Origin of the sequence: Micromonospora sp. U56, from assembly GCF_018070095.1 — a bacterium.
Taxonomy (GTDB): Bacteria; Actinomycetota; Actinomycetes; order Mycobacteriales; family Micromonosporaceae; genus Micromonospora; species Micromonospora purpureochromogenes.
Genome location: NZ_JAGPYL010000027.1, coordinates 1 through 24,774, shown reverse-complemented (window position 1 = coordinate 24,774; position 24,774 = coordinate 1). Strand labels below are relative to the sequence as shown.

Below are 24,774 nucleotides of genomic sequence, written 5' to 3'. Positions count from 1 at the left end.
TTTGATGCGCCATAGCCACGCTTTCCGTGAAAGTGCGTGCGCGGCGCGACGGGGGCGGCGGCGCGGCGGGGGACGGCACGGCCGGGGGTGGCGCGGAGACCGGGGGCGGAGACGGGGACGGGCCCCGGAGCGGGTGCTCCGGGGCCCGTTCGTGGGCGGGGTCCTGCCGTCAGGCGGCGGGGACCTCGGCGGTGGTGCGGATGCGGTCCAGGGCCGGCGCGGAGACCGGCGAGGACGCGGTCAGGTACGCCACGAAGGCATCCAGGTCGATCATGCCGGTGACCTGGTTGGTGCCGCTCTTGAGCGCGGTGAACCCGTCACCGCCACCGGCCAGGAAGTTGTTCACCGTGACCCGGTAGGTGCCGGCGTCGGTGACCGGCACGCCGCCGAGGGTGAGGCTGCCCCGGACGACCCGGGTACCGGCGCACGGGTCGGCGGTGGTGCCGGTGGTGCCGTTCACGTCGACCGTGTAGCGGACCGCCGAGGACGGGTAGAGCGTCCGGCCGACGACGAACTGCTGCTCCAGCACGCAGTAGAGCTGCGCGCCGGTGAGGTCGAGCGTGACCAGGTTGTTGGCGAACGGCTGGACCGTGAACGCCTCCTCGTAGGTGACCTGGCCGGCGTCGAGGTCGGCGCGGACACCACCGGGGTTCATGAACGCGCCGAGCGCGCCCTGCTCGTTGTCGGTCGCCGCGAACTGCGCGTCGGCGATCACGTTGCCGAGCGGGGACTCGCCCTTGGCCGTACCGAACAGGGTCTCCTGCACGCGGTTGAGCGGCTCGGCGGTCTCGCCGACGACCTTGGTGGCGACCGGGCCGAGCGCCGTCTTGTAGCGGGTGATCAGCTCGGTCTGCGCCGCGTCCTTGGTGACGTCCCGGGTGACCACGACGTTGTTGGCCTTGGCGGTCAGCACGTCGCCGGTCTTCCGGTCGATCTGCAGGTCGATGTCGGTGACCAGGCGACCGAACGAGCTGGCGCTGGTGACCAGCTTGCCGTTGATCTCGCAGTTGTACGCCTGGTGGGTGTGTCCGCTGACCACCACGTCGATCGACGGGTCCATCCGGTTGGCGATGTCGACGATCGGGCCGGTGAAGCCCTTGCAGTCGTTGATGCCGCCGGTCGTGTCCTGCTGACCGCCCTCGTGCAGCAGCACGACGATGGACTCCACGCCCTGCGAGCGCAGGATGCGGGCGTACTTGTTGGCGGTCTCCGCCTCGTCGCTGAAGGTGAGGCCGGCGACGCCCTCCTGGGAGACGATCTGCGGGGTGCCCTCCAGGGTCATCCCGATGAAGCCGACCTTGACGCCGGCGACCTTCTTGACCGCGTACGGCGGCAGCAGCGGCTGGCCGGTGGCGGTCTTGAACGCGTTGGCGGAGAGGTACTGGAAGCCGGCGCCCGTGTACGGGGTGCCGTCCGCGCAGCCGTCGACCGGGTGGCAGCCGCCGTTCTGGATGCGCAGCAGCTCGTTGGCGCCCTCGTCGAACTCGTGGTTGCCGACGCTGGCGAAGTCCAGCCCGGCCATGGTGAGCGACTCGATGGTCGGCTCGTCGTGGAACGCGGCGGAGAGCAGCGGGGAGGCGCCGATCAGGTCACCGGCGGCGACCGTGATGGTGCGCTCCTGCTCCTCCTCGGTGGCGCCGCGCAGGGCGGCGAGCTGGGTGGCGAGGTATTCGGCGCCACCCGCGGGCTGACCGGCGATGGTGCCGCTGGAGCCGGTCGGCGGTTCGAGGTTGCCGTGGAAGTCGTTGAGGGCGAGCAGCTTGACGTCGACCGGCTTGGGGCCGGCCTCGGCCTGGCTCGGGTTGACGGCGACCGTGCTCAGCGCGGCCGCGGCGAGTGCGGTCAGGCCGATGGCGGCCCGACGCATCCCGGGGACGGACATGGAACTCCTCGTGAGGTTCGGCGTTGGACGCGGCACGGGCGATGGTTCGCCCGGCCACCCTGATCCGTGCCGTGACAGGGGGCGATCGCGGATGGCGGCGGTCGGGGGTCGCCGCTCCGTCAGGGACAGCCTCTCATCTCCGCCACCGCCGGGCGACTGGGGAAGTCGAACAGACCTGCGGATACGTGAGGTGACCCGACCTGGACGTTCGGACCATTCCGACATGACGGGTAGGTGAAGGCAGTCCGGCGGTCGGCGTCGGATTCGCGTCGGTGGCACCGACCAGGATGGGAGACGACGACGAGGAGAGGATCCACGGATGACTGACGCGACCCTGGCGGTGGGCACGGTGCGCTCCGCCGACGGCACGACCATCGCGTACGAGCGCAGCGGCGACGGGCCGGCGATCGTGCTGGTGGGCGGCGCGTTCAACGACCGGACCACCAGCCGCGCGGTGGCCGCCGCGCTGGCCGAGGACTTCACCGTGTTCGGGTACGACCGGCGCGGCCGGGGCGACAGTGGCGACACCGCCCCGTACGCGGTGCAGCGGGAGATCGAGGACCTGGCGGCGCTGATCGGCGCGGCCGGTGGCACGGCGTACCTCTACGGGATCTCGTCCGGCGCGATCCTCGCCGCCCTGGCGGCCGCCGCCGGGCTCCCGGTCGCGGGGCTGGCCCTCTTCGAACCGCCGTTCCGGGTCGGGCCGCACGACGGGTCGGGCGTGGCGCTCGCGCCCCGGCTGGCCGAGCTGGTGTCGGCGGGCCGGCGGGGCGACGCCGTCGAGTGCTTCCTGCGCGACGCGGTGGGCCTTCCCGCCGATCAGGTACGCGGCATGCGTGACCAGCCGATGTGGCCCTGGCTGGAGATGATGGCCCCGTCCCTGGTCCACGACGCCACCGTCAGCGGGGACGGCAGTCTTCCCGCCGACCGGCTCGCCACCATCACCGCGTCGACGGTGGTGCTGGACAGCACGGGCAGCCCGCAGTGGCTGCGCGACGCGACGGTCGCGACCGCCGAGGCGGTGCCGGGTGCCCGGCGGGTGAGCCTGGAGGGCGGCTTCCACGAGGTGCCCGCCGACCGGCTCGCCGCCGAGCTGCGCCGCCTCCTGCTTGGCTGACCGGCCGCAGCGCCGGCCACCGGCCGAGGGGCGATCGGCCAAGGCGTGGACGACCGCCCCGGGCAGGGGTGGCGGCTCCCGGTGCGGAGGAGCCGGCGCCCGCTGCCCGGGGCGGCCGGATGGCGTGCCGGATCCCGCCCCTTATCGGGATACCGGCAGCCGGGCCTGCGTGCAGGTCGGTGGCCCGCCCGGTGGGTGGTCAGCAGTCGGGCCGACCTCGGGGGTCGGCCACGGAGTGGGCCGAGGCTATCGATGCCGTTCGGCGATTGTGGACCGTGAAACCTCTGCCGAGGCAAACAGGTCCGCGAGTCCGGTGGGTCGAGACTGGACGGTGACCGGGGTCGGCGCGATCGTCGGCCCCGGAGCAGCCCTTCCGCCGACGCCGGCCCGCCGACCGGCCGGCGACGCAGCCCGATCGGCGCGCCGCCCGCCGGCTGCCCGACGGTGCTCAGGTCATCGTGCCGGCACGCCCGCCACCAGGTCGGTCAGGTCGGCCTGGGTCCAGTGCCCGGTCACGCCGGGGCGGTCGGCCAGGTAGGCGACGGTCCGCCCGACCGACCAGCCGTGCGCCGCCCGCAGCCCGGCCGCGATCATCCCCAGGTAGACCGGTGCCGGCGCGGTCCACTCCACCTCGCCCGCCCGCCAGGGCGCGGTGAAGGTCAGCATCGGCACCCCGTCGCGCACGCCGACCCGCAGCAGCGTCTCGTACCGGCCGGGGCCGAGGGTGGCCCGTCCGGCCTCGACGGCCACGGCGATCAGGTCGAGGTCGGCGCCGGGCGGGCGGTACATCTCCTGCGCGGCGATGTCGGCGAACTGCCCGGCGGTGAGCAGGTAGCCGCGCGTCGCCGCCGTGCCCGGCAACTCGGGGTCGTAGAACGCCATCCCGCCCGTCCAGGCCCGGGACTCCCCGGCGAAGTAGACGCCGCCGGGGACCAGCACCGGTTCCGTCCGGCGCGGTGGCCGGCAGTCCCGACAGCCGGGGTACGACCGCAGCCCGCCGGGTGGCCGGCCACCGGCGAGGTACCAGCCGAGCCGTGCCGGATCCATGTTCGACCCGTACGCGACGTACCAGAGGAGCCGCACCCGGCGGAGGTCAGTAGCCGCAGGTCTGACCGGCGGCGTGGCTGACCTGCACGGTGTGGGTGACGCAGCCGCCGTCGTCCACCGCGTGCAGCAGGAAGGCGGTCGGCTCGTCGACCCAACCGATCTCGTCGTCGGCGCGCATGGTCAGCGACGCCTGCCGCCAGGTGCTCGGCGCGACGGTCAGCACGGTGCCGGCGTACCCGGTGGTCACCGGGCGGTGCAGATGGCCTGCGGCGACGCGTACCACGTGGGGGTGTCGGCGGACGACCTCGGCGAGCGCGTCTCCGTCGGCGAGCCGGACGGCGTCGGCGGCCGGGACGCCGACGGCGACCGGCGGGTGGTGCAGGCAGACCAGGGCGGGCACGTCCGGGCGGCCGGCCAGCACCCCGTCGAGCCAGCCGAGCTGGTCCTCGCCGAGCCGGCCGCCGCCCTCCCCCGGGGTCAGTGAGTCCAGCACCACGACGGTCACGTCCGGGTGGTCGACGTGGTAGTACGCGGAGAAGCCACCGCCCAGGTACGGGGTGCCGCCGAAGGCGTCCAGCAGCGACTCGCGGTCGTCGTGGTTGCCGGCGACCAGGTGCACCGGCAGCGGATACCGGCCGATCACCTCGCGCAGCACCGCGTACTCGTCGGGGCGGCCCTGGTCCACCAGGTCGCCGGTGATCACCACGCAGTCCGGGCGGGGGCGCAGCGCCAGCACCCGGCCGAGCGCGCGGTGCAGGCCGGCGGCCGGCACGGCGCCGAGCACGCCGGTGGTCAGGTGCGGGTCACTCAGCTGGGCGATGAGCATGGCTCCTCCACTGCGACCGGGACCTTCACGCTAACCCGGCGAGCCGTCGCGGGCGGGCCCGTCGCGCAGCCCACAGGCCGTGTCCACAGCCTGTGGATGGCACATGTGTACGAACGCCAGATGATCTTTCGCGTGGCGGACCGCCATCGGCTGAGTACGCTTGATCGCAGCCCCGGCGCCGGCCGGGCCCACCCCCACCTGGAAGAACGTGGATCACGAGCGACTCGTCCGCGACGTCACGGTCCGCCTGCCGATGGCGTCGACCGCCGTCGAGGCGTGCCAGTGGACCGTGACCGCGCTCGCCCGGTACGCCCCCGCGACGATCTCCGTCCTGCTCCAGGTCCACGACCGGCTGCGCTGCGTCGCCGCCACCGGGTCATGGCAGGTCTTCTCCACCGTGCCGCCGAAGTCCGGCATCGTCGGCCGGGTCTACGCCTCCGCCGAGGGGGCCACGGTGCCCGACGTCACCGCCGACCCGGACTACCTCCCGCTGCGCCCGGACGTGACCGCCGAGATCTGCGTACCGGTGCTCGACCCGGCGGGCCGCCCGATCGGGGTGCTCGACCTCCAGTGGAGCGGGCCGGCCGAGCTGGGGCGGTGGCGGCAGACCGCGGAACGGCTGGCCGGCCGGTTGGGCGCCCGGATCGTGGCCCTCGGCGGGCCGCCGGCCGAAAGCCGCAGCGAGAAGCTGCTGCGACACGCCACCGCGTTCACCGCCGCCCCGACCGGGCGGGACCTGATGGCCGCGGCCCTCACCGCGGCCCGGGACGTCGCCACCCTCTCCTGCGCCGTGCTGGTGCTCACCGGCCGGGGCGGCCCCCGCCTCGGCGACCCGACCGGCGCACCGGGCGAGTTGGAGTCGCGCATCCGGGCCGAGCTGACCGAGGCCGGGGCCGGACCGCTCAGCCGGATGGTGGCCCGGGTCCACCGGCACGGCACCGCGTACACGCTGGGCGAGGCGGGTCATCCGCCCACGGACGAGTACGCGCCGCTGGCCCGGGCCGGGGTACGCACCCTGGTGTCGGTGCCGTTCGGCCGGTCCGACGCGGGCGGGGTGCTGCTGGTCGCCGACGAGCGGCTGCTGCGGCCCGACCCGACCACGGTCAACCTGATCGAACTGCTGGCCGGGCAGGCCTGGGGTGCGCTGGACCGGCTCCGTACGCTGGCCCGGCTCCGCGAGCAGGCCAGCTCCGACCCGCTCACCGGGCTCCGGCACACCGGGCCGTTCGGCCAGCGGATCAGGGCGGCCACGCCGGGCCGTACCGCCCTGCTCGCCATCGACGTGGACGGGTTCAAGACCGTCAACGACACGTACGGCCACCAGGCCGGCGACCGGCTGCTGGTCGGACTGGCCCGGGCGCTGGAGGGCGCGCTGCGCCAGGGCGACGAGCTGTACCGGGTGGGTGGCGACGAGTTCGTCGCGGTGATCGAGGTGAGCCGCCCCGAGGAGGCGGTCCGGATCGCCGAGCGGCTGACCGAGGCCGCCCGACGTACCGGGCGCACCATCAGCGTCGGCGTGGCCCTCCCTCAGCCCGGCGAATCCGCGGAACTCACCCTCCGCCGCGCCGACCAGGCCCTCTACGCGGTCAAACGCCACGGCCGCGACGGCGTCCGCCTAGCCGCCGCCTGACCCACCCCCGTCGACGCCGCGCCGCACCCCGTCGACTTCCCGCCGCACTTTCAGAGAAAGCGGCCCTATCCAGGCGCGGATAGGGCCGCTTTCTCTGAAAGTGGCCGCCCTCGGGTGGGGGTCCGGTGGAACGGGGCACGGTGGGCGGGCCGCCGGTGGGCGGGGTGGTGTGGAATGCCCGAGGCCCGGGGGGGTGGGTCAGGGGCGGGTGAGGTCCTTGGCGAGGAGTTCGGCGATCTGGGCGGTGTTCAGGGCGGCGCCCTTGCGGAGGTTGTCGCCGGTGACGAAGAGGTCCAGGGCGCGCGGGTCGTCCAGGGCGCGGCGGATCCGGCCGACCCAGGACGGGTCGGTGCCGACCGCGTCGATCGGCATCGGGAACTCGCCGGCGGCGGGGTCGTCGACCAGGATCACGCCGGGGGCGTTGCGCAGCGCCTCCCGGGCGCCCTCGGCGTCCACCTCGGTGGCGAAGACCGCGTGCACGGCCACCGAGTGGCCGGTCACCACCGGCACCCGTACGCAGGTCGCGGAGACCTTCAGGTCGGGCAGCCCGAGGATCTTGCGCGACTCGTTGCGGATCTTGATTTCCTCGGACGACCACCCGAAGTCGACGAGCGACCCGGCCCACGGCACCACGTTGAGTGCCAGCGGCGCGGGGAACGGGCCGAGTTCGTCGCCGACCGCCTGGCGCACGTCGCCCGGGCGGGAGCCGAGCACCCGGTCCCCGGCGATCTTGCCGAGCTGGAGGTGCAGCGCGTCCACGCCGGCCTGACCCGCCCCCGACACCGCCTGGTACGAGGAGAGCACCAGCTCGCGCAGGCCGTACTCGCGGTGCAGCGGGGCGATCGCCACGATCATCGCGAGCGTGGTGCAGTTCGCGTTGGCGATGATCCCCTTGGGCCGGTTGCGCACCTGCTCAGGATTGATCTCCGGGACCACCAGCGGCACGTCGCGGTCCATCCGGAACGCGCCGGAGTTGTCGACCACGACCGCCCCGCGAGCCACCGCGACCGGCGCCCACTCGACGGAGACCTCGTCCGGCACGTCGAACATGGCGACGTCGACGCCGTCGAACGCCTCCGGGGTGAGCGCGCGGACGGTCAACTCCTCGCCCCGGCAGCGCACCTTGCGCCCGACGGAGCGTTCCGAGGCGAGCAGCCGGATCTCGCCCCAGACGTTGCGCCGGGAGGAGAGCAGCTCGCACATCACGGTCCCGACGGCGCCGGTCGCCCCGAGGACGGCGAGCGTGGGCTGCGCCGACACGGGCGCTACCGTCCCGTCCCCGCGTAGACCACGGCCTCGGAGTCGCCGCCCAGCTCGAACTGGTCGTGGATGGCCCGGACCGCCTTGTCGAGGTCGGTGTCCCGGCAGACCACGGAGACCCGGATCTCCGACGTGGAGATCATCTCGATGTTGACCCCGGCCGCGCCGAGCGCGGCGAAGAAGCCGGCCGCGACACCGGGGTGCGACCGCATGCCGGCGCCGATCAGCGACACCTTGCCGACGTGGTCGTCGTAGAGCAGGCCACGGAACTTGACGACTTCCTGGATCTTGCTGAGCGCGGCCATCGCGGTGGGGCCGTCGGTCTTGGGCAGCGTGAACGAGATGTCCGTGCGCCCGGTGCCCTCGGTGGAGACGTTCTGCACGATCATGTCGATGTTGATCTCGGCGCCGGCCACGGTGTCGAAGATCCTGGCGGCGGCACCCGGCTCGTCGGGCACGCCGACAATCGTGATCTTGGCTTCACTGCGGTCGTGGGCGACCCCGGTGATCAGTGCCTGTTCCACGGGAAGGTCCTCCATCGATCCGGTGACCATGGTGCCGGTGTTGGTCGAGTATGACGAACGGACGTGGATCGGCAACCCCGCGCGCCGCGCGTACTCCACGCTGCGCAGGTGCAGCACCTTGGCGCCGCAGGCGGCCAGCTCCAGCATCTCCTCGTAGGTGATCTGCTTGATGTGCCGGGCGTTCGGCACGATCCGCGGGTCGGCGCTGAAGATGCCGTCCACGTCGGTGTAGATCTCGCAGACGTCGGCGCGCAGTGCGGCGGCGAGCGCGACGGCGGTGGTGTCCGAGCCGCCCCGGCCCAGCGTGGTGACGTCCTTGGTGTCCTGCGAGACGCCCTGGAAGCCAGCGACGATCACCACCGCGCCCTCGTCGAGCGCGCCCTTGAGCCGGCCCGGGGTGACGTCGATGATCCGCGCCCGTCCGTGTACCGAGGTGGTGATGACACCGGCCTGCGAGCCGGTGAACGAGCGGGCCTCGTACCCCAGGTTGTGGATGGCCATCGCGAGCAGCGCCATGGAGATCCGCTCGCCGGCGGTGAGCAGCATGTCCAGCTCGCGGCCCGGCGGCAGCGGGCTGACCTGGTTGGCCAGGTCGAGCAGCTCGTCCGTGGTGTCGCCCATCGCGGACACCACCACCACCACGTCGTCGCCGGCCTTGCGGGCGGCGACGATCCGCTCCGCCACCCGCTTGATGCGCTCGGCGTTGGCGACGGAGGACCCGCCGTACTTCTGCACCACGAGTGCCACGACGGTGCACTCCCTCCCAGCGACGACCCTGAGCGTGCCGACGCCGCCGGTCGAGTGGTCCGGCGGCGCGTGTCAGACCTGTCCAGGGTATCGGGCGGTACGCGAGGACGGGTCGGGCGATCCCACCATCCGGCGGAAGCGGCCGGTCGACGCCCTGCCCAGGGCGGTCGCCGCCGCTCGCCGACACGCCGGTCGTCGTCGGCGGCACGGGTCCGTGGGCGGCGGGCGGGCGGCGCAGAATGACCCGGTGCCTGCCCATCTGCGCCCGACGTGCCGGTCCACCGGCGTCCTGGTCCTGCTCCTGCCGGCGCTCCTCACCGCCTGCACCGCCGACCGGCCGGCCCCGCCACCCACCGCCGGTTCCGCCGACCCGGCACCGGCCGGGGTGGACGCGGCCCGGGACGAGCTGGCCGCGCTGGCGGCGGCGGCGCGGGACCGCCACCTGACCGCCCGCTACACCTTGACCGGCACCGACGGGCCGACCCGCGACGTCACGGTGACCAGCGCGGCGGACGGCACGTGGCGGGTCGACGTCCCGGGGGGTGCGCTCGGCGGCACGGTGGACGTCTCGCTGGCCGCCACCGCCGACGGGCTCTTCCAGTGCGGCCTGCCGTCGGCCGGCCGCCCCGAGTCGGCCAGCTGCGTCCGCCTCGGCGACCGGGACGACGCGGTGCCGCGCCGGCTGGATCCCCGGGTGCAGCACCCGTTCACCGACTGGCTGGAGGTGCTCACCGACCGGCGCACGCCGCTCGCGGTCTCCCCCGCCACCGCGCCGGCCGGCGTGGCCGGCACCTGCTACGCGGTGGAGACCACCTCCGCCTCGCTCAACCCGCCGCTGGACGTCGGGATCTACTGCTACGAGCCGGACGGGACGCCCACCCACGTCCGCGCCGCCCTCGGCACGCTCACCCTGGCCGGGCCGCCCGGGCCGGCACCGGCCACCGCGCCGCTGGCCGGGCCGGTGGTGAACGCCGAACCGCTGGGCCTGGAGGCAGCCGAGCCGAGCGACAGCACGGGCGCGGGAACGCCCTGACCCGGCGCGGCGTTACGGGTGCGATTGACCACATTTGCCCCCACCCGCCCATCGGGGCGAATCGCCCATACGAGACGCTCTTCGCATGGTCGACCTCACCCCGCTGCTCGCCTTCCGCTGGAGTCCCCGGGCCTTCGACCCGGCCGCCGAGCTGACCGGGGAGGAGGCGTCCTCGCTGCTGGAGGCCGCCCGCTGGGCCCCCTCGACGGGCAACGCCCAGCCCTGGCGGTTCGCCCTCGGCCACCGCGACGACGAGACCTGGAAGCGGACCCTGGTCAGCCTCCCGGAACCCGACCAGCGCTGGGCCCGGCACGCCGCCGCCCTGGTGGTGGGCGCGCACGCCGGCACCGACCCGGAGCGGGCCGCGTACGACCTGGGGCAGGCGATGGCCCACCTCACCGTGCAGGCCACCGCGCTCGGCCTGTACGTGCACCAGCTCACCCGCTTCGACCGCGCCGCGCTCTGCGCCGACCTCGACCTGCCACCCGCCGTACGCCCGCTGGTGGTGGTGGCGGTGGGCCGACTCGGCGACCCGCTCGACCTGCCCGACGAGCTGCGCCGGCGAGAGACCGCATTGCGCCGCCGACACCCGGTGCACGCCCTGCTGCTGCGCTGAGCCATCCGGCGCCACCCGCTGACCGGCCGGAGGGAGAACCGTCGTCGGGCGTCACTCTCCCCGCCTGGCCCGCAGCAGCACCGCCGCCGCGCCGGTTCCCCGGTAGAGCACGTGCCGCCCCTGCCGGACCCGGGAGACCAGCCCGGCGGCGTGCAGCGCGGCCAGGTGCTGGGAGACGTTTCCCGCCGACATCCCGGTCCGCCGGGCCAGGTCGCTGGTGGTGGCCCCGCTGTCGAGCAGCCGGAGCAGCGCCGCCCGGCCCGACCCGATCACCCGGGCCAGCGGGTCGCCGGGCGGCGCCGGGGCCGCCTCCCAGAGGGTGGCCACCGCCCGCACCGGGTACGTCCCGCCGGGCGGCGAGTCCTCCAGCAGGTTCCACAGCACCCGCTGGGGCGTGAAGATCCCCGGGTTCAACGCGATACCGCGACCGCCCAGGTGGAAGTCGAGCCGCCACGGGTCGTCGCTGACCACCCGGTCACCGGCCCAGCGCACGGTGGGGTGCAGCCCGGCGAGGGCCAGCCCGGCACCGCCCTCGGCGAGTTGGCTGCCCCGGTGCGCGATGTCCGCCTCCAGCAGCGCCCGCATCCTCGGCCAGTCGGGGGCGATGGCCACGTCGTGCCAGACCCGCAGCGCGGTGACCAGTGCCGGCAACATGGCCTTCGGGTCGGTACGCAGGGCCTGGCCGAACGGACCGAGCGGCCGTTTCGGGGTGGTGGCCAGCAGGTCCCGCACCACCACCGCCGGCGGCGTCGCCCTGACCTGCTCGAGGCTCTCCTCGAACTCGACGTCCGGGCCGGGCGGGGGTGGCGTGAGGAAGTCGGGCAGCCAGGCGCGCGGGCGGGTCAGCTCCCGCAGGGGGCCCACCGCGACGGCCACCTCCGGGCGTGCGACGAACGTCCGGGCCCGGTCGATCCAGGGCAGGTGCAGGGCGTTGCGGATCGGGTCCCGCAACACCCACAGGCTGGAGACCGTCTCCCACACCGGAGAAACGCCGAACCGCACCCCGGCGACGTCCGCCGTCTCGAACCGCAGCTGCGACATCCTCCACCCCCGTCGAGAATTCGGCCCAGCCTAAAAGGCTCGACCCGTCGGTGGGGGGCACGGTTTGCTCGACGGCCATGGGGACCAGCGACACCATCCGCACCGCCGTCCGACACGTCGTGCCACCCGCCGGCCTGACTCGCGCCCTCGCCGTGCAGGCGATGGTCTACGCCGTCGGCAGTGGCCTCTTCCAGGCCGGCAGTGCGGTCTTCTTCACCCGCGCGCTCGGGCTCAGCGCCACCCAGGTCGGGCTCGGCCTGTCCATCGCGGCCGGGGTGTCGCTGCTCGGCACCGTGCCGCTCGGCGGGCTCACCGACCGGTACGGCCCACAGCGGGTCTGGCTGGCCGGCCTGGTGCTCGACGCGGCGCTCTTCGCGGCGTACCCGTTCGTGGGCGGTTTCGCCGGATTCCTCGCGGTGGTGGTGACGCTGGCCGCGGTGGACGCCGCCACCGGGGTGGCCCGGCAGGTCTACTCGATCAACGCGCTGCCGCCGGCCGAGCGGGTCACCGCGATGGCGTACCAGCGCTCGTCGCTGAACGTCGGATTCGGGCTCGGGGCGGTGATCAGCGGCATGGTGCTCGCGGTGGACACGATGGCGGCGTACCGGGGGATGGTCTGGTTCATCGCGGCGGTGTTCCTGGTCACGGCGGTCTTCGTCCGCCGGCTTCCCCGGCTGCCCGAGGTGGCCCGGCCGGCGGAGCCGATGAGCCGGCTGGCCGTGCTCCGGGACCGCCCCTTCATGGCGGTGTCCCTGCTCTCCGGGCTGCTCACCGCGCACCAGACGCTCTACCTGACGGTGCTGCCGTTGTGGATCCTGAGCCACACCGACGCCCCGAAGACGGTGATCGCCGGGCTGGTGCTGCTGAACACGATCCTGATCGTGCTGCTCCAGGTACGGGCCAGCCGGGGCGCCGACACCACCTCCGGCGCGGCCCGGGCGTCCCGCCGGGGTGCCCTGCTGATCGCCGGTTTCTGCCTGGTCCTACCGCTCTCCGGGGTGACCCGCGGCGGGCTCACGGTGGTGGTGCTGGTGGCCGCCGCGACGCTGCTCATCGTGGCCGAGTTGATCGAGTCGGCGGGCACCTGGGGGCTGACCGCCACCCTGCCGCCGGCCGCCCAGCGCGGCGCGTACGTCGGGGCGTTCCGGCTCGGCACGCAGTTGCAGTACCTGATCGCGCCGGCCGGGCTGACCGCGCTCGGCGTCGCCACCGGCGGTTGGGGCTGGTACCCGACCGCGGCGCTCTTCGTGATCATCGGGTTGGCCGTGGTACCTGTGGTCGCCTGGGCTGAGCGGACGCCGCGCCTCGGCGAGACCGCTTCGGAGCCGGCGGAGAGGGCCGTGACTCCGATCCCATAGTCCGGACCTGCCTTCCCACCCCCCGTCTCACCACGTAGGGTGACCCTGTCATGTGGCAGGCGTACCTCCTCCTTGGTCGCCGCGACGAGGCCTGACCGGCCGGCACCTCGTCGCGGAGTCGAACCGCGCCGTCCAGCACATCCGAACTTCCCCTCGGCACCGCCCGGGCATCGTCGCCCGGCACCCGCCGACACCTTCCGATTGCTGACGCCCGACATGACCCACGGGAGCACTCCGCCATGGCTCAACCCGCCACTGACGCCGAGACCGATCCGATCGCCCGGCAGCGCCCCAGCCGGATGCCGTTCCACCGCTACCAGCCGTACCAGCAGCAGTTCCGGATCGACCTGCCGGACCGCGCCTGGCCGACCCGGCACGTCGACGTCGCGCCCCGCTGGTGCGCGGTCGACCTGCGTGACGGCAACCAGGCCCTGATCGACCCGATGTCCCCGGAGCGCAAGCGCCGGATGTTCCAGCTGCTGGTGCAGATGGGCTACAAGGAGATCGAGGTCGGCTTCCCCTCAGCCAGCCAGACCGACTTCGACTTCGTCCGGCAGCTGATCGAGCAGGACCTGATCCCGGAGGACGTCACCATTCAGGTGCTCACCCAGTGCCGGGAGCACCTGATCGACCGGACCTTCGAGTCGCTGCGCGGCGCGCGCCGCGCGATCGTGCACTTCTACAACTCCACGTCGACGCTCCAGCGCCGGGTGGTCTTCGGGCTGGACCGCGACGGCATCACCGACATCGCCACCCAGGGCGCCCGGCTGTGCCAGAAGTACGCCGAGATCCACACCCCGGACACCGAGATCCACTACGAGTACTCGCCGGAGTCGTACACGGGCACCGAACTGGAGTACGCGCTGGAGGTCTGCGCGAAGGTCATCGAGGTGGTCGACCCGACCCCCGACCGCAAGCTGATCGTCAACCTGCCGGCCACCGTCGAGATGGCCATGCCGAACGTGTACGCCGACTCGATCGAGTGGATGCACCGGCACCTGCCCCGGCGGGACAGCCTGGTGCTGAGCCTGCACCCGCACAACGACCGGGGCACCGGGGTCGCCGCCGCCGAGCTGGGCCTGCTGGCCGGCGCCGACCGGATCGAGGGCTGCCTCTTCGGCAACGGCGAGCGCACCGGCAACGTGGACCTGGTGACGCTGGGGCTCAACCTGTTCTCCCAGGGCATCGACCCGATGATCGACTTCTCGAACATCGACGAGGTCAAGCGGGCCGTCGAGTACTGCAACCAGCTGCCGGTGCACGAGCGCCACCCGTACGCGGGCGACCTGGTCTACACCGCCTTTTCGGGCTCGCACCAGGACGCGATCAACAAGGGCTTCGACGCGCTGGCCGTCGACGCGGCGGCCGCCGGGGTGCCGGTCGACCAGCAGCAGTGGGCGGTGCCGTACCTGCCGATCGACCCGAAGGACCTGGGCCGCACCTACGAGGCGGTCATCCGGGTCAACTCGCAGTCCGGCAAGGGCGGCGTCGCGTACATCATGAAGAGCGAGCACCAGCTCGACCTGCCGCGCCGGCTCCAGATCGAGTTCTCCGGCGTGGTCCAGCAGGTCACCGACCACGACGGCGGCGAGGTCGACCCGGGCACCATGTGGGAGATCTTCGCCCGGCACTACCTGCTCGACCACCAGAGCGACCCGGCCGTCACGCTGTCCGGCTACACGATCGGCACCGTCGACGGCAAGGTCGAGATCGAGGCCGAGGTGGAACTCGGCGGGGAGCGCCGCGCGCTCGCCGCGGTCGGCAACGGCCCGATCGACGCGTACGTCAACGCGCTCCAGTCGGTCGGCGTCGCGGTACGCGTGCTCGACTACCACGAGCACGCGCTCTCCTCCGGTGGTGACGCGCAGGCCGCCGCGTACGTCGAGTGCGACGTCGACGGTCGGACGGTCTGGGGCGTCGGGATGGACGCCAACATCGTCACCGCCTCGGTGAAGGCGGTCACCAGCGCGGTCAACCGCGCCCGCGGCTGAGGTGCCACGGCAGGGTCCGGCTCCGGTCGGGCCCTGCCGCGCGCGCCCGGTCAGACCGGGGTGACCCCGGCCGACCAGCCGTCGCCGAGCACCACCGCCTGGGCGACGACCACCCGCCCGCCGTCGAAGGTGATGGCCGGGGAGCCGTGCAGCCGGTAGCCGTCGGCCAGCGCCGCGCTGACCCGGCGGCAGAAGTCGGCGTCGTCCGGCCCGGTCAGCAGCCGGTAGCGCAGCCGGTCGTCATGATCGTCCATCCGCCGACCGTAGCAACCGGTCCGGTGGGTCGGGGCGGCAGCGAGGGCGCGGCTACGACGGCGGGGCCGGCCGGGGCGGCCGGTGCACGAGCAGGCCGGCCGTCACCGCGCCGGCCAGCAGCAGCCCGACGCACCAGGCCAGCGCGCCCCGGTACGCGTGGGTCAGCTCGGCCGGCTGCTCGTACCCGGTGCCGGAGAGGCCGACCAGCAGCGGCAGCGCGGCCACCGCGAGCAGGCCGCCCGCCCGGGACGCGGCGTTGTTGAAGCCGCTCGCCACCCCGGCGAACCGGTCCGCGACGGCGGCCAGCACCGACGCGGTCAACGGCGCCACCACCAGCGTCAGCCCCAGCCCGAAGAGGAGCACCCCGGGCAGCACGTCCACCCAGTACGACGTGCCCGGGCCGACCCGGCGCAGCAGCAGCAGGCCGGCGGCGGCGATCACCGGGCCGACGGACAGCGGCAGCCGGGGGCCGATCCGCGCCGACAGGGCGCCGGCCCGGGCCGAGCCGACCAGCAGCAGCACGGTCATCGGGACGGTGGCCAGCCCGGTGCGGACCGCGGACCAACCGACGACGTTCTGGAGGTAGACGGGGAAGAAGAAGGTGAAGCCGCCGAGCGCCGCGTAGACCACCACGGTGAACAGGTTGAGCGCCGAGAAGAGGCGGCTGGTGAACAGCCCGGTGGGTAGCATCGCCGCCTCCCCCCGGCGCCGCTCCACCAGCACGAAGGCCACCGCGCCGAGGACGCCGACCAGCGCGGCCAGCAGCACCGGCAGCGAACGGGGGCCCCGCGCCGGGGCGTCGATCAGGGCGTACGTGACGCCGGCCAGGCCGAGTGCGCCGAGCAGCGCCCCGGTCACGTCGAACCGCTTCCCCCCGCTGCGCGAGGCGTCCTCGTCGCGGCTCTCCGGCACCCAGCGCAGCGCGGCCAGGATCACCGCGACCGCCAGCGGGAGGTTGATGAAGAAGATCCACCGCCAGGAGAGCGCGTCGATCAGCCAGCCACCGAGGAAGGGACCGAGCGCGGTGGTCACGCCGGCCAGCCCGGACCAGGCGCCGATGGCCCGGCCCCGGTCGTCGGGGTGGAAGCTCGACTGGAGCACGGAGAGCGAGCCGGGGGTGAGCAGCGCCCCGCCGGCGCCCTGGAGGAACCGGGCGACGACCAGCCAGCCGGTGTCCTGGGCCAGGCCGCAGAGGACGGAGGCGACGGCGAACCAGACCACCCCGAGCAGGAAGATGCGGCGCCGGCCGAAGCGGTCGCCCAACGCCCCGCCCAGCAGCACGAACGCGGCCAGGGTCAGCAGATAGCCGTTGATCGTCCATTGCAGACCCGCCACGGTCGCCTCGAGTTCGGCACCGAGCCGGGGCAGTGCCACGTTGACCACCGTGCTGTCGAGGAAGACCATTCCGGAGGCGAGGATCGCCGCCACCAGCGTGCCCCGACCCGCGCCACTGCGGAGCCGGAGCGCGTGAGGGGGTGCGGTCATGGGTACCAATCTGCCCGCGCCCGCGTGGGAGATTCCACGAAACGCCGAAACCCTGCCCGGGTACTGTGCGGGATCGCCGGGAGCCCGCAAGCTGGAGAGGTGTCGTCTGTGCGTACCAGATCAGGAGCCCGTGGGACGGTGGCCGTCGTGCTCGCCGCGGTGCTCGCCCTCGGCGTGGGCGGTTGCGAGGTCTCGCTCGACGAGCCGGAGGCGCCGCCGAGCAGCGCCGGCAACGTCGGTGAACAGCTGGCCGAGCTGACCGTCGCGAAGGCGGGCTCGATGCGGGGCTACAGCCGCGAGCGGTTCCCGCACTGGCGGGACACCGGCACCAACTGCGACGTCCGGGACAGCGTGCTCAAGCGCGACGGGGAGGACATCCGCCTCTCCGGCTGCAACGTGGTCGCCGGCCACTGGGAGAGCGTGTACGACGGGCGCACCTTCACCGATCCTTCCGACGTGGACGTCGACCACATGGTGCCGCTGGCCAACGCGTGGCGCTCGGGGGCGAACGAGTGGGACGACGCCAAGCGCGGGGAGTTCGCCAACGATCTCACCCGACCGCAGCTCATCGCGGTTTCCGCGACCTCCAACCGGGCAAAGGGTGACCAGGACCCGTCGCAGTGGAAACCGGCGAACCGGTCGTACTGGTGCAAGTACGCGGAGAGCTGGGTGACGGTCAAGCATCACTGGCGGCTGACGGTGACCAGCGCCGAGAAGGCCGCCCTCAGCGACATGTTGGAGGGTTGCACATGGGCGAACAAGCCGTGACCGGTGCGGGGGCGACTCCAGCGCCGGAGCAGATGCCGGACGCCGGCGGGGACGACGCGGCCGCCGCCACCGGCAGCGGTGGCGGCACCGGCACGACGGCCGCCATCGCCGGAATGACCGCGGACGGCCACCCGGCGGCGCCCGCCGCCGTGCCGGGGGCCGGGATGAGCGCCGACACCCGCCCGGACGCGTCACCCCGGGAGCTGACCGCCGACCTGGTCGCCGGGCCCGGCGGGGTGATGACCGACGAGGCCGGCGTGGTGACCGGCGAGCTGACCCTGAAGACCCGGTACGCCGACGGGCAGGTCACCCTCTCCGTGCAGTACAAGGACGCCGACGAGTGGTACGCGGTGACCGGCGGGAAGGCCGCGCTGGCCGACCCGGCCGGGTTGGACGCCGTCCACGCGGTCGCGGTCGCCCTGCTCAACCGCCCGGAGGGCTGAGACACGCCGAGGCCCCCAACCCCTGCGCGCGGGTTGGGGGCCTCGGCACGCGCTCACGGCGTCGGGATCAGCTCACCGGTGTCCGGCGCACCGTCGTCCGGCCGGACCAGCTCCGGCTCCACCTCGTGCGGACGGATCCGGCCGGCCGCGATCTCCTCGGCGAAGTGGCAGGCGACCTTGTGCCCGCCGACCACCTCGCGCAGCGTCGGCCGCTCGTCGGCGCAGCGGGTCGGCTGCGCCCACGGGCACCGGGTGTGGAAGCGGCACCCGGACGGCGGGTTGGTCGGCGAGGGCAGGTCGCCGGCGAGCAGGATCCGCTCCCGGCGGTCCTCCACCAGCGGGTCCGGCACCGGCACCGCCGACATCAGCGCCTTGGTGTACGGGTGCATCGGCTCCCGGTAGAGGTCGTCGCTGGACGCCTCCTCCACCAGGCCACCCAGGTACATCACGCCCACCGTGTCGGCGATGTGCCGGACCACCGCCAGGTCGTGCGCGATGATCAGGTACGTCAGGCCGCGCTCGTTCTGGAGGTCCTCCAGCAGGTTGAGCACCTGCGCCTGGATGGACACGTCGAGCGCCGACACCGGCTCGTCGGCGACGATCAGCTCCGGGTTGAGCACCAGCGCCCGGGCGATGCCGATGCGCTGGCGCTGGCCGCCGGAGAACTCGTGCGGGTACTTGCTCAGCGCCGACGCGGGCAGGCCGACCGCCTCCAGGGTCTCCCGCAGCCGCCGGCTCGTCTCCGCCTTGTCGTTGGCGAGGCCGTGCGCCTTGAGCCCCTCGACCAGCAGCGACTCCACCGACTGCCGGGGGTCCAGGCTGGACAGCGGGTCCTGGAAGATCATCTGCATCCGGCGGCGGGCCAGGCGCATCTTCTCGCCCTTGAGCTGCCGGACATCGGTGCCGTCGAAGAGGATCTCGCCGTCGGTCGGCTCGACCAGCCGCAGCAGGCCCCGGCCCAGCGTCGACTTGCCGCAGCCCGACTCGCCGACCAGCCCGTACGTCTCACCCGCCCGGATGGCGAGCGAGACGCCGTCGACGGCGTAGACGTATCCGACGGTGCGGTCGAAGAGCAGGCCGCTCTTGATCGGGAAGTGGACCTTGAGGTCGCGCAGTTCGACCAGTGGTCCGGTCCGCTCGGTCACGGGACCGCCACCTCCTCGGAAACGGGGTTGTTGCAGCGAAGGTCGCCGCCGGTGGCGGTGGGCTCCAGCGGGGGCGGACCCTCCAGGCAGGCGTCCACGACGTTGTCGCAGCGGGGCGCGAACGCGCACCCCTCGGCCCACGGGATGTTGTCGGCCACCGAGCCGCGGATGGCGTGCAGCCGCTCGCCGCGCGGCGAGTCGAGCCGGGGCACCGAGCTGAGCAGCCCGTGAGTGTACGGGTGCCGGGCCCGGGCGAACAGCTCGTGCCGGGCGGCCCGCTCGACCACCTTGCCGCCGTAGAGCACGTTGACCGTGTCGCAGAGGCCGGCCACCACACCGAGGTCGTGCGTGATCATGATGAGCGCGGTGCCGGTCTCGTCGACCAACTGCTTGAGCAGGGTGAGGATCTGCGCCTGGATGGTCACGTCCAGGGCGGTGGTCGGCTCGTCCGCGATCAGCAGCCGCGGCTTGCAGGCCAGCGCGATGGCGATCAGCGCGCGCTGCCGCATGCCGCCGGAGATCTGGTGCGGGTACTCCTTCAGCCGGCGCTCCGGGTCCGGGATGCCGACCGCGTCGAGCAGTTCCCGGGCCTCCCGCAGCGCCTTCTTGCGGTCCATCCCCTGGTGCCGCTCCAGCACCTCGGCCACCTGCACGCCGATCGGGATCACCGGGTTCAGCGAGGAGAGCGGGTCCTGGAAGATCATGCCGATGTCCCGGCCACGCCGGTCCCGCATGTCGTCCGGGCGGAGCTTGAGCAGGTCGGCGCCGTCGAAGAGCACCTCGCCGCTGACCTTGTTGCCCCGCCTGGGCAGCAGGCCCATGATCGCGAGGCTGGTGACGCTCTTGCCGCAGCCGGACTCGCCGACCAGGCCGACCGTCTGGCCCGGCTCCACGCTGAAGCTCACCTTGTCCACGGCGGTGAACGGCCGCTCGCCCCGCCGCTGGAACACCACGCTCAGGTCGCGTACGTCGAGCAGGCTCATCGGGTCACTTCCTCACTGCACTGGTACTTCGCTCGCGACTGCGGGGCTCGCAAGCTCACTCCTCGCGCTCGCCGGCACTGGCACTTCGCTCGCGACTGCGGGGCTCGCAAGCTCACTCGTCGCGCTCGCCGGCGGCCCACGCCGGCCGTGCTGGTCCGCCGCACCGCCCTCACCGCCGGTTCTTCGGGTCGATTGCGTCGCGCATCGCCTCGCCCAGCAGGGTGAAGCCGAGCGCGACCACGATGATCGCGAGCGCCGGGTAGTAGGCCAGCTCGGGGCGGGCCTCGAAGTAGTGGACGCCGTCCACGCCGAGCATCAGGCCCCACTCGGCGCGGTTGATGTCCGGGTCGCCGAGGCCGAGGAAGGAGAGCGCCGCCGCGTCCAGGATCGCCACCGCGAAGGTGAGCGTGGCCTGCACGATCACCGCGGTCAGCGAGTTGGGCAGCATGTGCCGCAGCACGATGTTGCGCTCCTTGACGCCGAGCGCCCGCGCGGCGAGCACGTGGTCGCTCTCCCGCTGGGCGAGCATCGAGCCACGCAGCAGCCGGGCGAAGATCGGCACGCTGACGATGGCCACCGCGAAGATGACCGTCCACTGGCTGGACTTGCTCGCCATGGCGACCAGGGTGATCGCCAGCAGGAGGCTGGGCAGCGCCAGCATCACGTCGGTGAGTCGCATCAGGACGACGTCGACCCAGCCACCGAAGGCCCCCGCGATCGCGCCGAGCAGCACGCCGAGAGAGAGACCGATCAGGGTGGCGAGCACGCCGACGAAGAGGGTCTGTCGGCTGCCGTAGATGAGCCGGGAGAGGAAGTCGCGACCCAGCGGGTCGGAGCCGAGCGGGTGCCCGTCGGTGGCCCCCGGGATGTTCTCCACGGTCAGGTTCTTGGTGAGCGCGTCGAACTCCTGCGCCGGGTCGTGCGGCGCGATCAGCGGCGCGAAGACCGCCACCAGGATGAACAGCCCGACGATGATGGCGCCGACGATGGCGACCGGGTTGCGCCGGAGCCGCCCCAGCGCGTCGCGGAAGAGGCTGACGCCGCCGTTGTCGGCGGTGGCCCGGGCCAGCTCGTCCAGCCGCGCCTTCTTCCGGTCGCCGAGCAGGCCGATGTTCCGCTCGCTCACGCCGCCCGTGCGCTGGCCACCGGTACGGGGTGCCGGCGCGGTGGCGCCGGCCTGGGTGGTCGGATCGGTCATCGGACACGCACCCTCGGGTCGATGAAGGCGTAGGAGAGGTCGACCAGGAGGTTGACCACCACGAAGACCAGGGCGGCCAGCAGGATGATCGCCTGGAGCACCGGGTAGTCCCGGCCACCGGTGATCGAGTCGACGATCAGCGTGCCGAGTCCGCCCCAGTTGTAGACCTTCTCGGTGAGCACCGCGCCGGAGAGCAGCGCGCCGGTCTGCAGGCCGATGGTGGTGACCACCGGCAGCAGGGCGTTGCGCAGGATGTGCCGGCCCCGGATGGTCCGGTGCCGCAGGCCCTTGGCCTCGGCGGTGCGCACGTAGTCCTCGTTGAGCACGTCGAGCACGCTGGCCCGGGTGATCCGGACGATCACCGCCAGCGGGATGGTGGCCAGCGTGACCGCCGGCAGGATCAGGTGCCAGAGCGCGTCGGCGCTGGCGTCAAACTCCCGGGTCAGCAGGCCGTCGAGAACGTAGAACCCGGTGATGTTGGTGTTGTCCAGCCCGGTGGTGACCCGCCCGGACGGCGGAAACCAGTGGATGTTCTGGGTGAACACGTCCTTGAGCAGGTAGCCCAGGAAGAAGATCGGGATCGAGATGCCGATCAGGGTGCCGGCGATCGTCAGGTTGTCGAGGGAGCGACCGCGCCAGCGGGCGGCGAGGTAGCCGAGCGGGATACCCAGGCCCACCGCGATGATCATCGCAGCGAGGGCCAGCTCGATGGTGGCGGGGAAGGCGCGCCCGATCACCTCACTGACCGGGTCACCGGTCCGGATCGAGTTGCCGAAGTCCCCGGTGAGGACCCGCTGCATGAACTTGCCGTACTGCACCAGGATCGGCTGGTCGTAGCCGAGCGCCTTGATCAGCAGGGCGCGGCGTTCCGGGGTGGCCCGCTCGCCGAGCAGCGCCTCCACCGGGCCGCCGGGCAGGTTCCGCAGCCAGATGAAGATCAGCGCCGACAGCGCTATCAGGGTCACCACCAGCTGCAGCAGGCGGCGGACTATGACTCGCAACATCTCTCACACACCAGACTCTCGATGTTCGCGGAATCGGCCCGGGCCGGGGTGGAGCCCCCGACCCGGGCCGATACGCGCCTACGGCGTCAGCCGACGTACGTCACTTGGTGACGCTGACCGTGTTGAACCGCTCGTCGGTCAGCGGGCTGGCGACCAGACCCTTGACGTCCTTGGTGACGACGATGGCCGGCGGGGCGTGCCAGACCGGCACGGCCGGCAGCCACTTGCTGGCGATGTCCCGGTTGACCTGCTCCCAGGCCGCCTTCTTGGCCGCCTCGTCGACGGTGCCGTCGGCCTTGGCGATGGCGTCGAACATCTCGGTCATCGACTGGTCGCCGAACTCGACCTTGCCCCGACCGAAGAACGTGCCGACGAAGTTGCCCGGGTCGTTGTAGTCACCGGTCCAGCCCAGGATGTGCAGGTCCTGCTTGCCGAACTGCTGCACGTCGTCCTTGAAGCCACCGTTCCACGGACGCGGCACGCCGTTGACCTTGATGCCGACGGCCTGCAGGTCGTTGGCGAGGATCGTGAAGATCTCCTGCGGGTTCGGCATGTACGGCCGGGAGACGTCCGGCGGGTAGTAGAAGTTGAGGGTCAGACCCTCGGCGCCGGCCTCCTTGAGCAGCTGCTTGGCCTTCTCCGGGTTGTACTCGTACTTCTGCACGTCCGGGGCGTAGCCGAGCACGGTGTCCGGCATGAACTGGTCGGCGACCTTCGAGCCACCCGGGCCCTTGGTCTGCACGAGCTGCTGACGGTTGAGGGCGTAGGCGATCGCCTGGCGCACCCGCAGGTCCTTCAGCTTCGGGTTCTTCTGATTGATGCCCAGGTAGAGGATGTTGAACGCCGGCCGGGCGACGACCTGGAAGCCCTCACCCTCGAGCGCCTTGCGGTCAGCCGGGGCCGGGAAGTCGATGCCCTGGACGGTGCCCGCGCGCAGCTCCTGCTTGCGGGTGTTCTCGTCCTTGATGATCTTGATGATCAGCTTGTCGACCTTGGCCTTCTCCCCGAAGTAGTCCGGGTTCCGGTTCAGGGTGATCTCGTTCTTGGCCTTGTCCCAGCCGCCGAACGTGAACGGACCGGTGCCGACAGGGCCGCTGGTGGCGAACGAGCTGTACTCGAAGGAGTCGCCGTTCTGCTTGACCGTGTCGGCGTCGCCCTTCTTCAGGGCCTCCGGGCTGGCGATCGAGAGCGCGGTCAGCGCGAAGGCGCCGGGGAACGCACCCTTGTACTGGTTGAGGGTGATGACGGCGGTGCCGTCGTCCTTGGCCTCGCACTTGTTGTAGACCGGCTTGCCGGCGTCGGGGTTCTCGTTCTTCGCGAAGCCGCCGAAGACGTCCATGTAGTAGATCATCTGCGACTGGGCGGCGGCGCCCTTCATGTTGTACCAGCGGTCGAAGTTGAAGCAGACCGCCGTGGCGTTGAAGGGGGTGCCGTCGTGGAACTTCACGCCCTGGCGCAGCTTGAAGGTCCAGACCTTGCCCTCGGGGTCGTGCTCCCAGCTCTCCGCCAGGCCGCCCTGAAGCTCGGCCGTGCCCGGCTTGTGCTGGATGAGGGTGTCGTACATCTGCCGGATCGGCCGGAACGACTCACCGTCGTCATTGAAGATCGGGTCGAAGTTCTTGGGGTCACCGGCACCCGCGAAGATGAAGGTGCCGCCCGTCTTGGCCTCGCCGCTGTCGTCGCTGCGGTCGCTTTCCGCACAGCCGGCCGCGCCGACCGCCAGGGCTGCAACGGCCGCGAGTGTCACGGCCGTTCTAAGCCTTCTCGCCTGCATCTCTCACCTCTGTCATCCGCGTGACCACGCCGGTTTCATGGCCGGTCCGTGAGCGGGAGGCTATGACAGGACTCACCCGCAGCGGAACGGCCGTTAGGCAATCGCTATCAAGCCGACACCAAGCCGCCGGGTCTGACAGCCCCGGATCGGTCGACAAACGGGACTGTCACACCCGGCACCCCGGTCGAGACCGTTCCCGCGCCGCCGGCAAATACCCACCAGAACCCCCCAAACCACCCTCCGGACCACCGCCCGCCCCCGCCGGCTCCTCTTCGGGTACGCGGACACCCGCCCTACCTGCCGTCAGGCGGACGGATCGGGGCCGCCACCGGCGCGGGACGGTCGGGTGCGATGTCCGGTTCATGCCCGGGTCGGGTCCACGTCCCGTGACCGGCGGCACCCTCACGCCGGAATCGTGGCCGGCCCGGGGTCGTTACATCACCTGGACGATCGCAGCAGCACCCCGCTGGCCTGGCCCGATCACCTGGGCCGCCCGGGATGCGGGCCCCGGAATGATGGCGGGCCGCCGGTCGTTACACATGGACCCGGCACCCGAGCCCCCGCTCGTGAAGCCTGCCGGACCGAAGACTTTCCCCTTGTATGTGTGAGCGCCTGCTCGTGGTGCTTACGCCGCCTGTCATGTCGAT

At 72.6% G+C, this 24,774-nt stretch carries 21 protein-coding genes; 8 read left to right on the top strand and 13 right to left on the bottom strand.

All coding sequences use genetic code 11. The features are described from left to right. Nucleotides 1–169: 169 nt before the first annotated feature. Nucleotides 170–1,882, bottom strand: a complete 1,713-nt coding sequence (locus KBX37_RS12395; protein ID WP_210776052.1) for a bifunctional UDP-sugar hydrolase/5'-nucleotidase — start codon at nt 1,880–1,882, stop codon at nt 170–172. 319 nt (nt 1,883–2,201) lie between these two features. Here KBX37_RS12395 and KBX37_RS12390 point away from each other — a divergent pair, with 319 nt between their 5' ends. After that, entirely contained in the window at nt 2,202–2,999 is a 798-nt protein-coding gene (locus KBX37_RS12390; protein ID WP_210776051.1) for an alpha/beta fold hydrolase, read from the top strand. Nucleotides 3,000–3,452: 453 nt separating this feature from the next. On the opposite strand, the gene KBX37_RS12385 is transcribed toward KBX37_RS12390, so the two are convergent. Together KBX37_RS12385 and KBX37_RS12380 are read right to left on the bottom strand one after the other, a co-directional pair. Then, nucleotides 3,453–4,082, bottom strand: a complete 630-nt coding sequence (locus KBX37_RS12385; protein ID WP_307849047.1) for a histone deacetylase — start codon at nt 4,080–4,082, stop codon at nt 3,453–3,455. 10 nt (nt 4,083–4,092) lie between these two features. Further along, nucleotides 4,093–4,872 carry a phosphodiesterase gene (locus KBX37_RS12380; protein WP_210776050.1) on the bottom strand — a complete coding sequence of 260 codons (780 nt, stop codon included), beginning with the start codon at nt 4,870–4,872 and terminating at the stop codon, nt 4,093–4,095. A 208-nt stretch (nt 4,873–5,080) separates the two neighbouring features. On the opposite strand from KBX37_RS12380, the gene KBX37_RS12375 reads away from it, so the two are divergent. Next, complete coding sequence (locus KBX37_RS12375) at nt 5,081–6,502, top strand: diguanylate cyclase (RefSeq protein WP_210776078.1); 1,422 nt, start codon at nt 5,081–5,083, stop codon at nt 6,500–6,502. Between the two features lie 198 nt (nt 6,503–6,700). On the opposite strand, the gene KBX37_RS12370 is transcribed toward KBX37_RS12375, so the two are convergent. Together KBX37_RS12370 and KBX37_RS12365 are read right to left on the bottom strand one after the other, a co-directional pair. Then, nucleotides 6,701–7,762: an aspartate-semialdehyde dehydrogenase gene (locus tag KBX37_RS12370; RefSeq protein ID WP_210776049.1), complete on the bottom strand. Its 1,062-nt coding sequence runs from the start codon at nt 7,760–7,762 to the stop codon at nt 6,701–6,703. 5 nt (nt 7,763–7,767) lie between these two features. Beyond that, nucleotides 7,768–9,033, bottom strand: coding sequence for an aspartate kinase (locus tag KBX37_RS12365; RefSeq protein ID WP_210776048.1), 1,266 nt, complete (start codon nt 9,031–9,033; stop codon nt 7,768–7,770). 247 nt (nt 9,034–9,280) lie between these two features. Between KBX37_RS12365 and KBX37_RS12360 the strand changes: the two genes are divergently transcribed. Both KBX37_RS12360 and KBX37_RS12355 read left to right on the top strand, forming a co-directional pair. Further along, nucleotides 9,281–10,066 carry a hypothetical protein gene (locus KBX37_RS12360; RefSeq protein WP_307849046.1) on the top strand — a complete coding sequence of 262 codons (786 nt, stop codon included), beginning with the start codon at nt 9,281–9,283 and terminating at the stop codon, nt 10,064–10,066. Nucleotides 10,067–10,151: 85 nt separating this feature from the next. Next, on the top strand, nt 10,152–10,682 hold the full coding sequence (locus KBX37_RS12355; protein ID WP_210776047.1) for a nitroreductase family protein: 531 nt from the start codon (nt 10,152–10,154) through the stop codon (nt 10,680–10,682). A gap of 51 nt (nt 10,683–10,733) precedes the next feature. Here KBX37_RS12355 and KBX37_RS12350 read toward each other — a convergent pair whose 3' ends face one another. Continuing rightward, nucleotides 10,734–11,723, bottom strand: coding sequence for a helix-turn-helix transcriptional regulator (locus KBX37_RS12350; protein ID WP_210776046.1), 990 nt, complete (start codon nt 11,721–11,723; stop codon nt 10,734–10,736). Nucleotides 11,724–11,800: 77 nt separating this feature from the next. On the opposite strand from KBX37_RS12350, the gene KBX37_RS12345 reads away from it, so the two are divergent. Both KBX37_RS12345 and leuA read left to right on the top strand, forming a co-directional pair. Next, nucleotides 11,801–13,081: an MFS transporter gene (locus tag KBX37_RS12345; RefSeq protein WP_210776045.1), complete on the top strand. Its 1,281-nt coding sequence runs from the start codon at nt 11,801–11,803 to the stop codon at nt 13,079–13,081. A gap of 239 nt (nt 13,082–13,320) precedes the next feature. Next, nucleotides 13,321–15,072 carry a 2-isopropylmalate synthase gene (leuA, locus tag KBX37_RS12340; RefSeq protein ID WP_210776044.1) on the top strand — a complete coding sequence of 584 codons (1,752 nt, stop codon included), beginning with the start codon at nt 13,321–13,323 and terminating at the stop codon, nt 15,070–15,072. Between the two features lie 50 nt (nt 15,073–15,122). Here leuA and KBX37_RS12335 read toward each other — a convergent pair whose 3' ends face one another. Beyond that, nucleotides 15,123–15,326 carry a DUF1737 domain-containing protein gene (locus KBX37_RS12335; protein WP_210776043.1) on the bottom strand — a complete coding sequence of 68 codons (204 nt, stop codon included), beginning with the start codon at nt 15,324–15,326 and terminating at the stop codon, nt 15,123–15,125. Nucleotides 15,327–15,378: 52 nt separating this feature from the next. Next, nucleotides 15,379–16,812, bottom strand: coding sequence for an MFS transporter (locus tag KBX37_RS12330; RefSeq protein ID WP_210776042.1), 1,434 nt, complete (start codon nt 16,810–16,812; stop codon nt 15,379–15,381). A 108-nt stretch (nt 16,813–16,920) separates the two neighbouring features. Between KBX37_RS12330 and KBX37_RS12325 the strand changes: the two genes are divergently transcribed. Next, complete coding sequence (locus tag KBX37_RS12325) at nt 16,921–17,580, top strand: HNH endonuclease family protein (RefSeq protein ID WP_210776041.1); 660 nt, start codon at nt 16,921–16,923, stop codon at nt 17,578–17,580. Beyond that, nucleotides 17,562–18,023, top strand: coding sequence for a hypothetical protein (locus KBX37_RS12320; protein ID WP_210776040.1), 462 nt, complete (start codon nt 17,562–17,564; stop codon nt 18,021–18,023). The genes KBX37_RS12325 and KBX37_RS12320 overlap by 19 nt, the downstream gene beginning before the upstream one ends. Before the next feature lie 53 nt (nt 18,024–18,076). Here the strand turns inward: KBX37_RS12320 and KBX37_RS12315 are convergent, their stop codons facing one another. The 5 genes from KBX37_RS12315 to KBX37_RS12295 form a co-directional block, all read right to left on the bottom strand. Then, nucleotides 18,077–19,168, bottom strand: a complete 1,092-nt coding sequence (locus tag KBX37_RS12315; protein WP_210776039.1) for an ABC transporter ATP-binding protein — start codon at nt 19,166–19,168, stop codon at nt 18,077–18,079. Next, nucleotides 19,165–20,151 carry an ABC transporter ATP-binding protein gene (locus KBX37_RS12310; protein ID WP_210776038.1) on the bottom strand — a complete coding sequence of 329 codons (987 nt, stop codon included), beginning with the start codon at nt 20,149–20,151 and terminating at the stop codon, nt 19,165–19,167. The genes KBX37_RS12315 and KBX37_RS12310 overlap by 4 nt, the downstream gene beginning before the upstream one ends. A gap of 169 nt (nt 20,152–20,320) precedes the next feature. Continuing rightward, nucleotides 20,321–21,349, bottom strand: coding sequence for an ABC transporter permease (locus KBX37_RS12305; RefSeq protein WP_247657809.1), 1,029 nt, complete (start codon nt 21,347–21,349; stop codon nt 20,321–20,323). Further along, on the bottom strand, nt 21,346–22,353 hold the full coding sequence (locus KBX37_RS12300; RefSeq protein WP_210776037.1) for an ABC transporter permease: 1,008 nt from the start codon (nt 22,351–22,353) through the stop codon (nt 21,346–21,348). Before KBX37_RS12300 ends, KBX37_RS12305 begins: the two co-directional genes overlap by 4 nt. Before the next feature lie 100 nt (nt 22,354–22,453). After that, the gene (locus KBX37_RS12295; RefSeq protein ID WP_210776036.1) at nt 22,454–24,127 is read right to left on the bottom strand and encodes an ABC transporter substrate-binding protein; all 1,674 of its coding nucleotides are present in this window, start codon (nt 24,125–24,127) and stop codon (nt 22,454–22,456) included. Nucleotides 24,128–24,774: the final 647 nt, after the last annotated feature.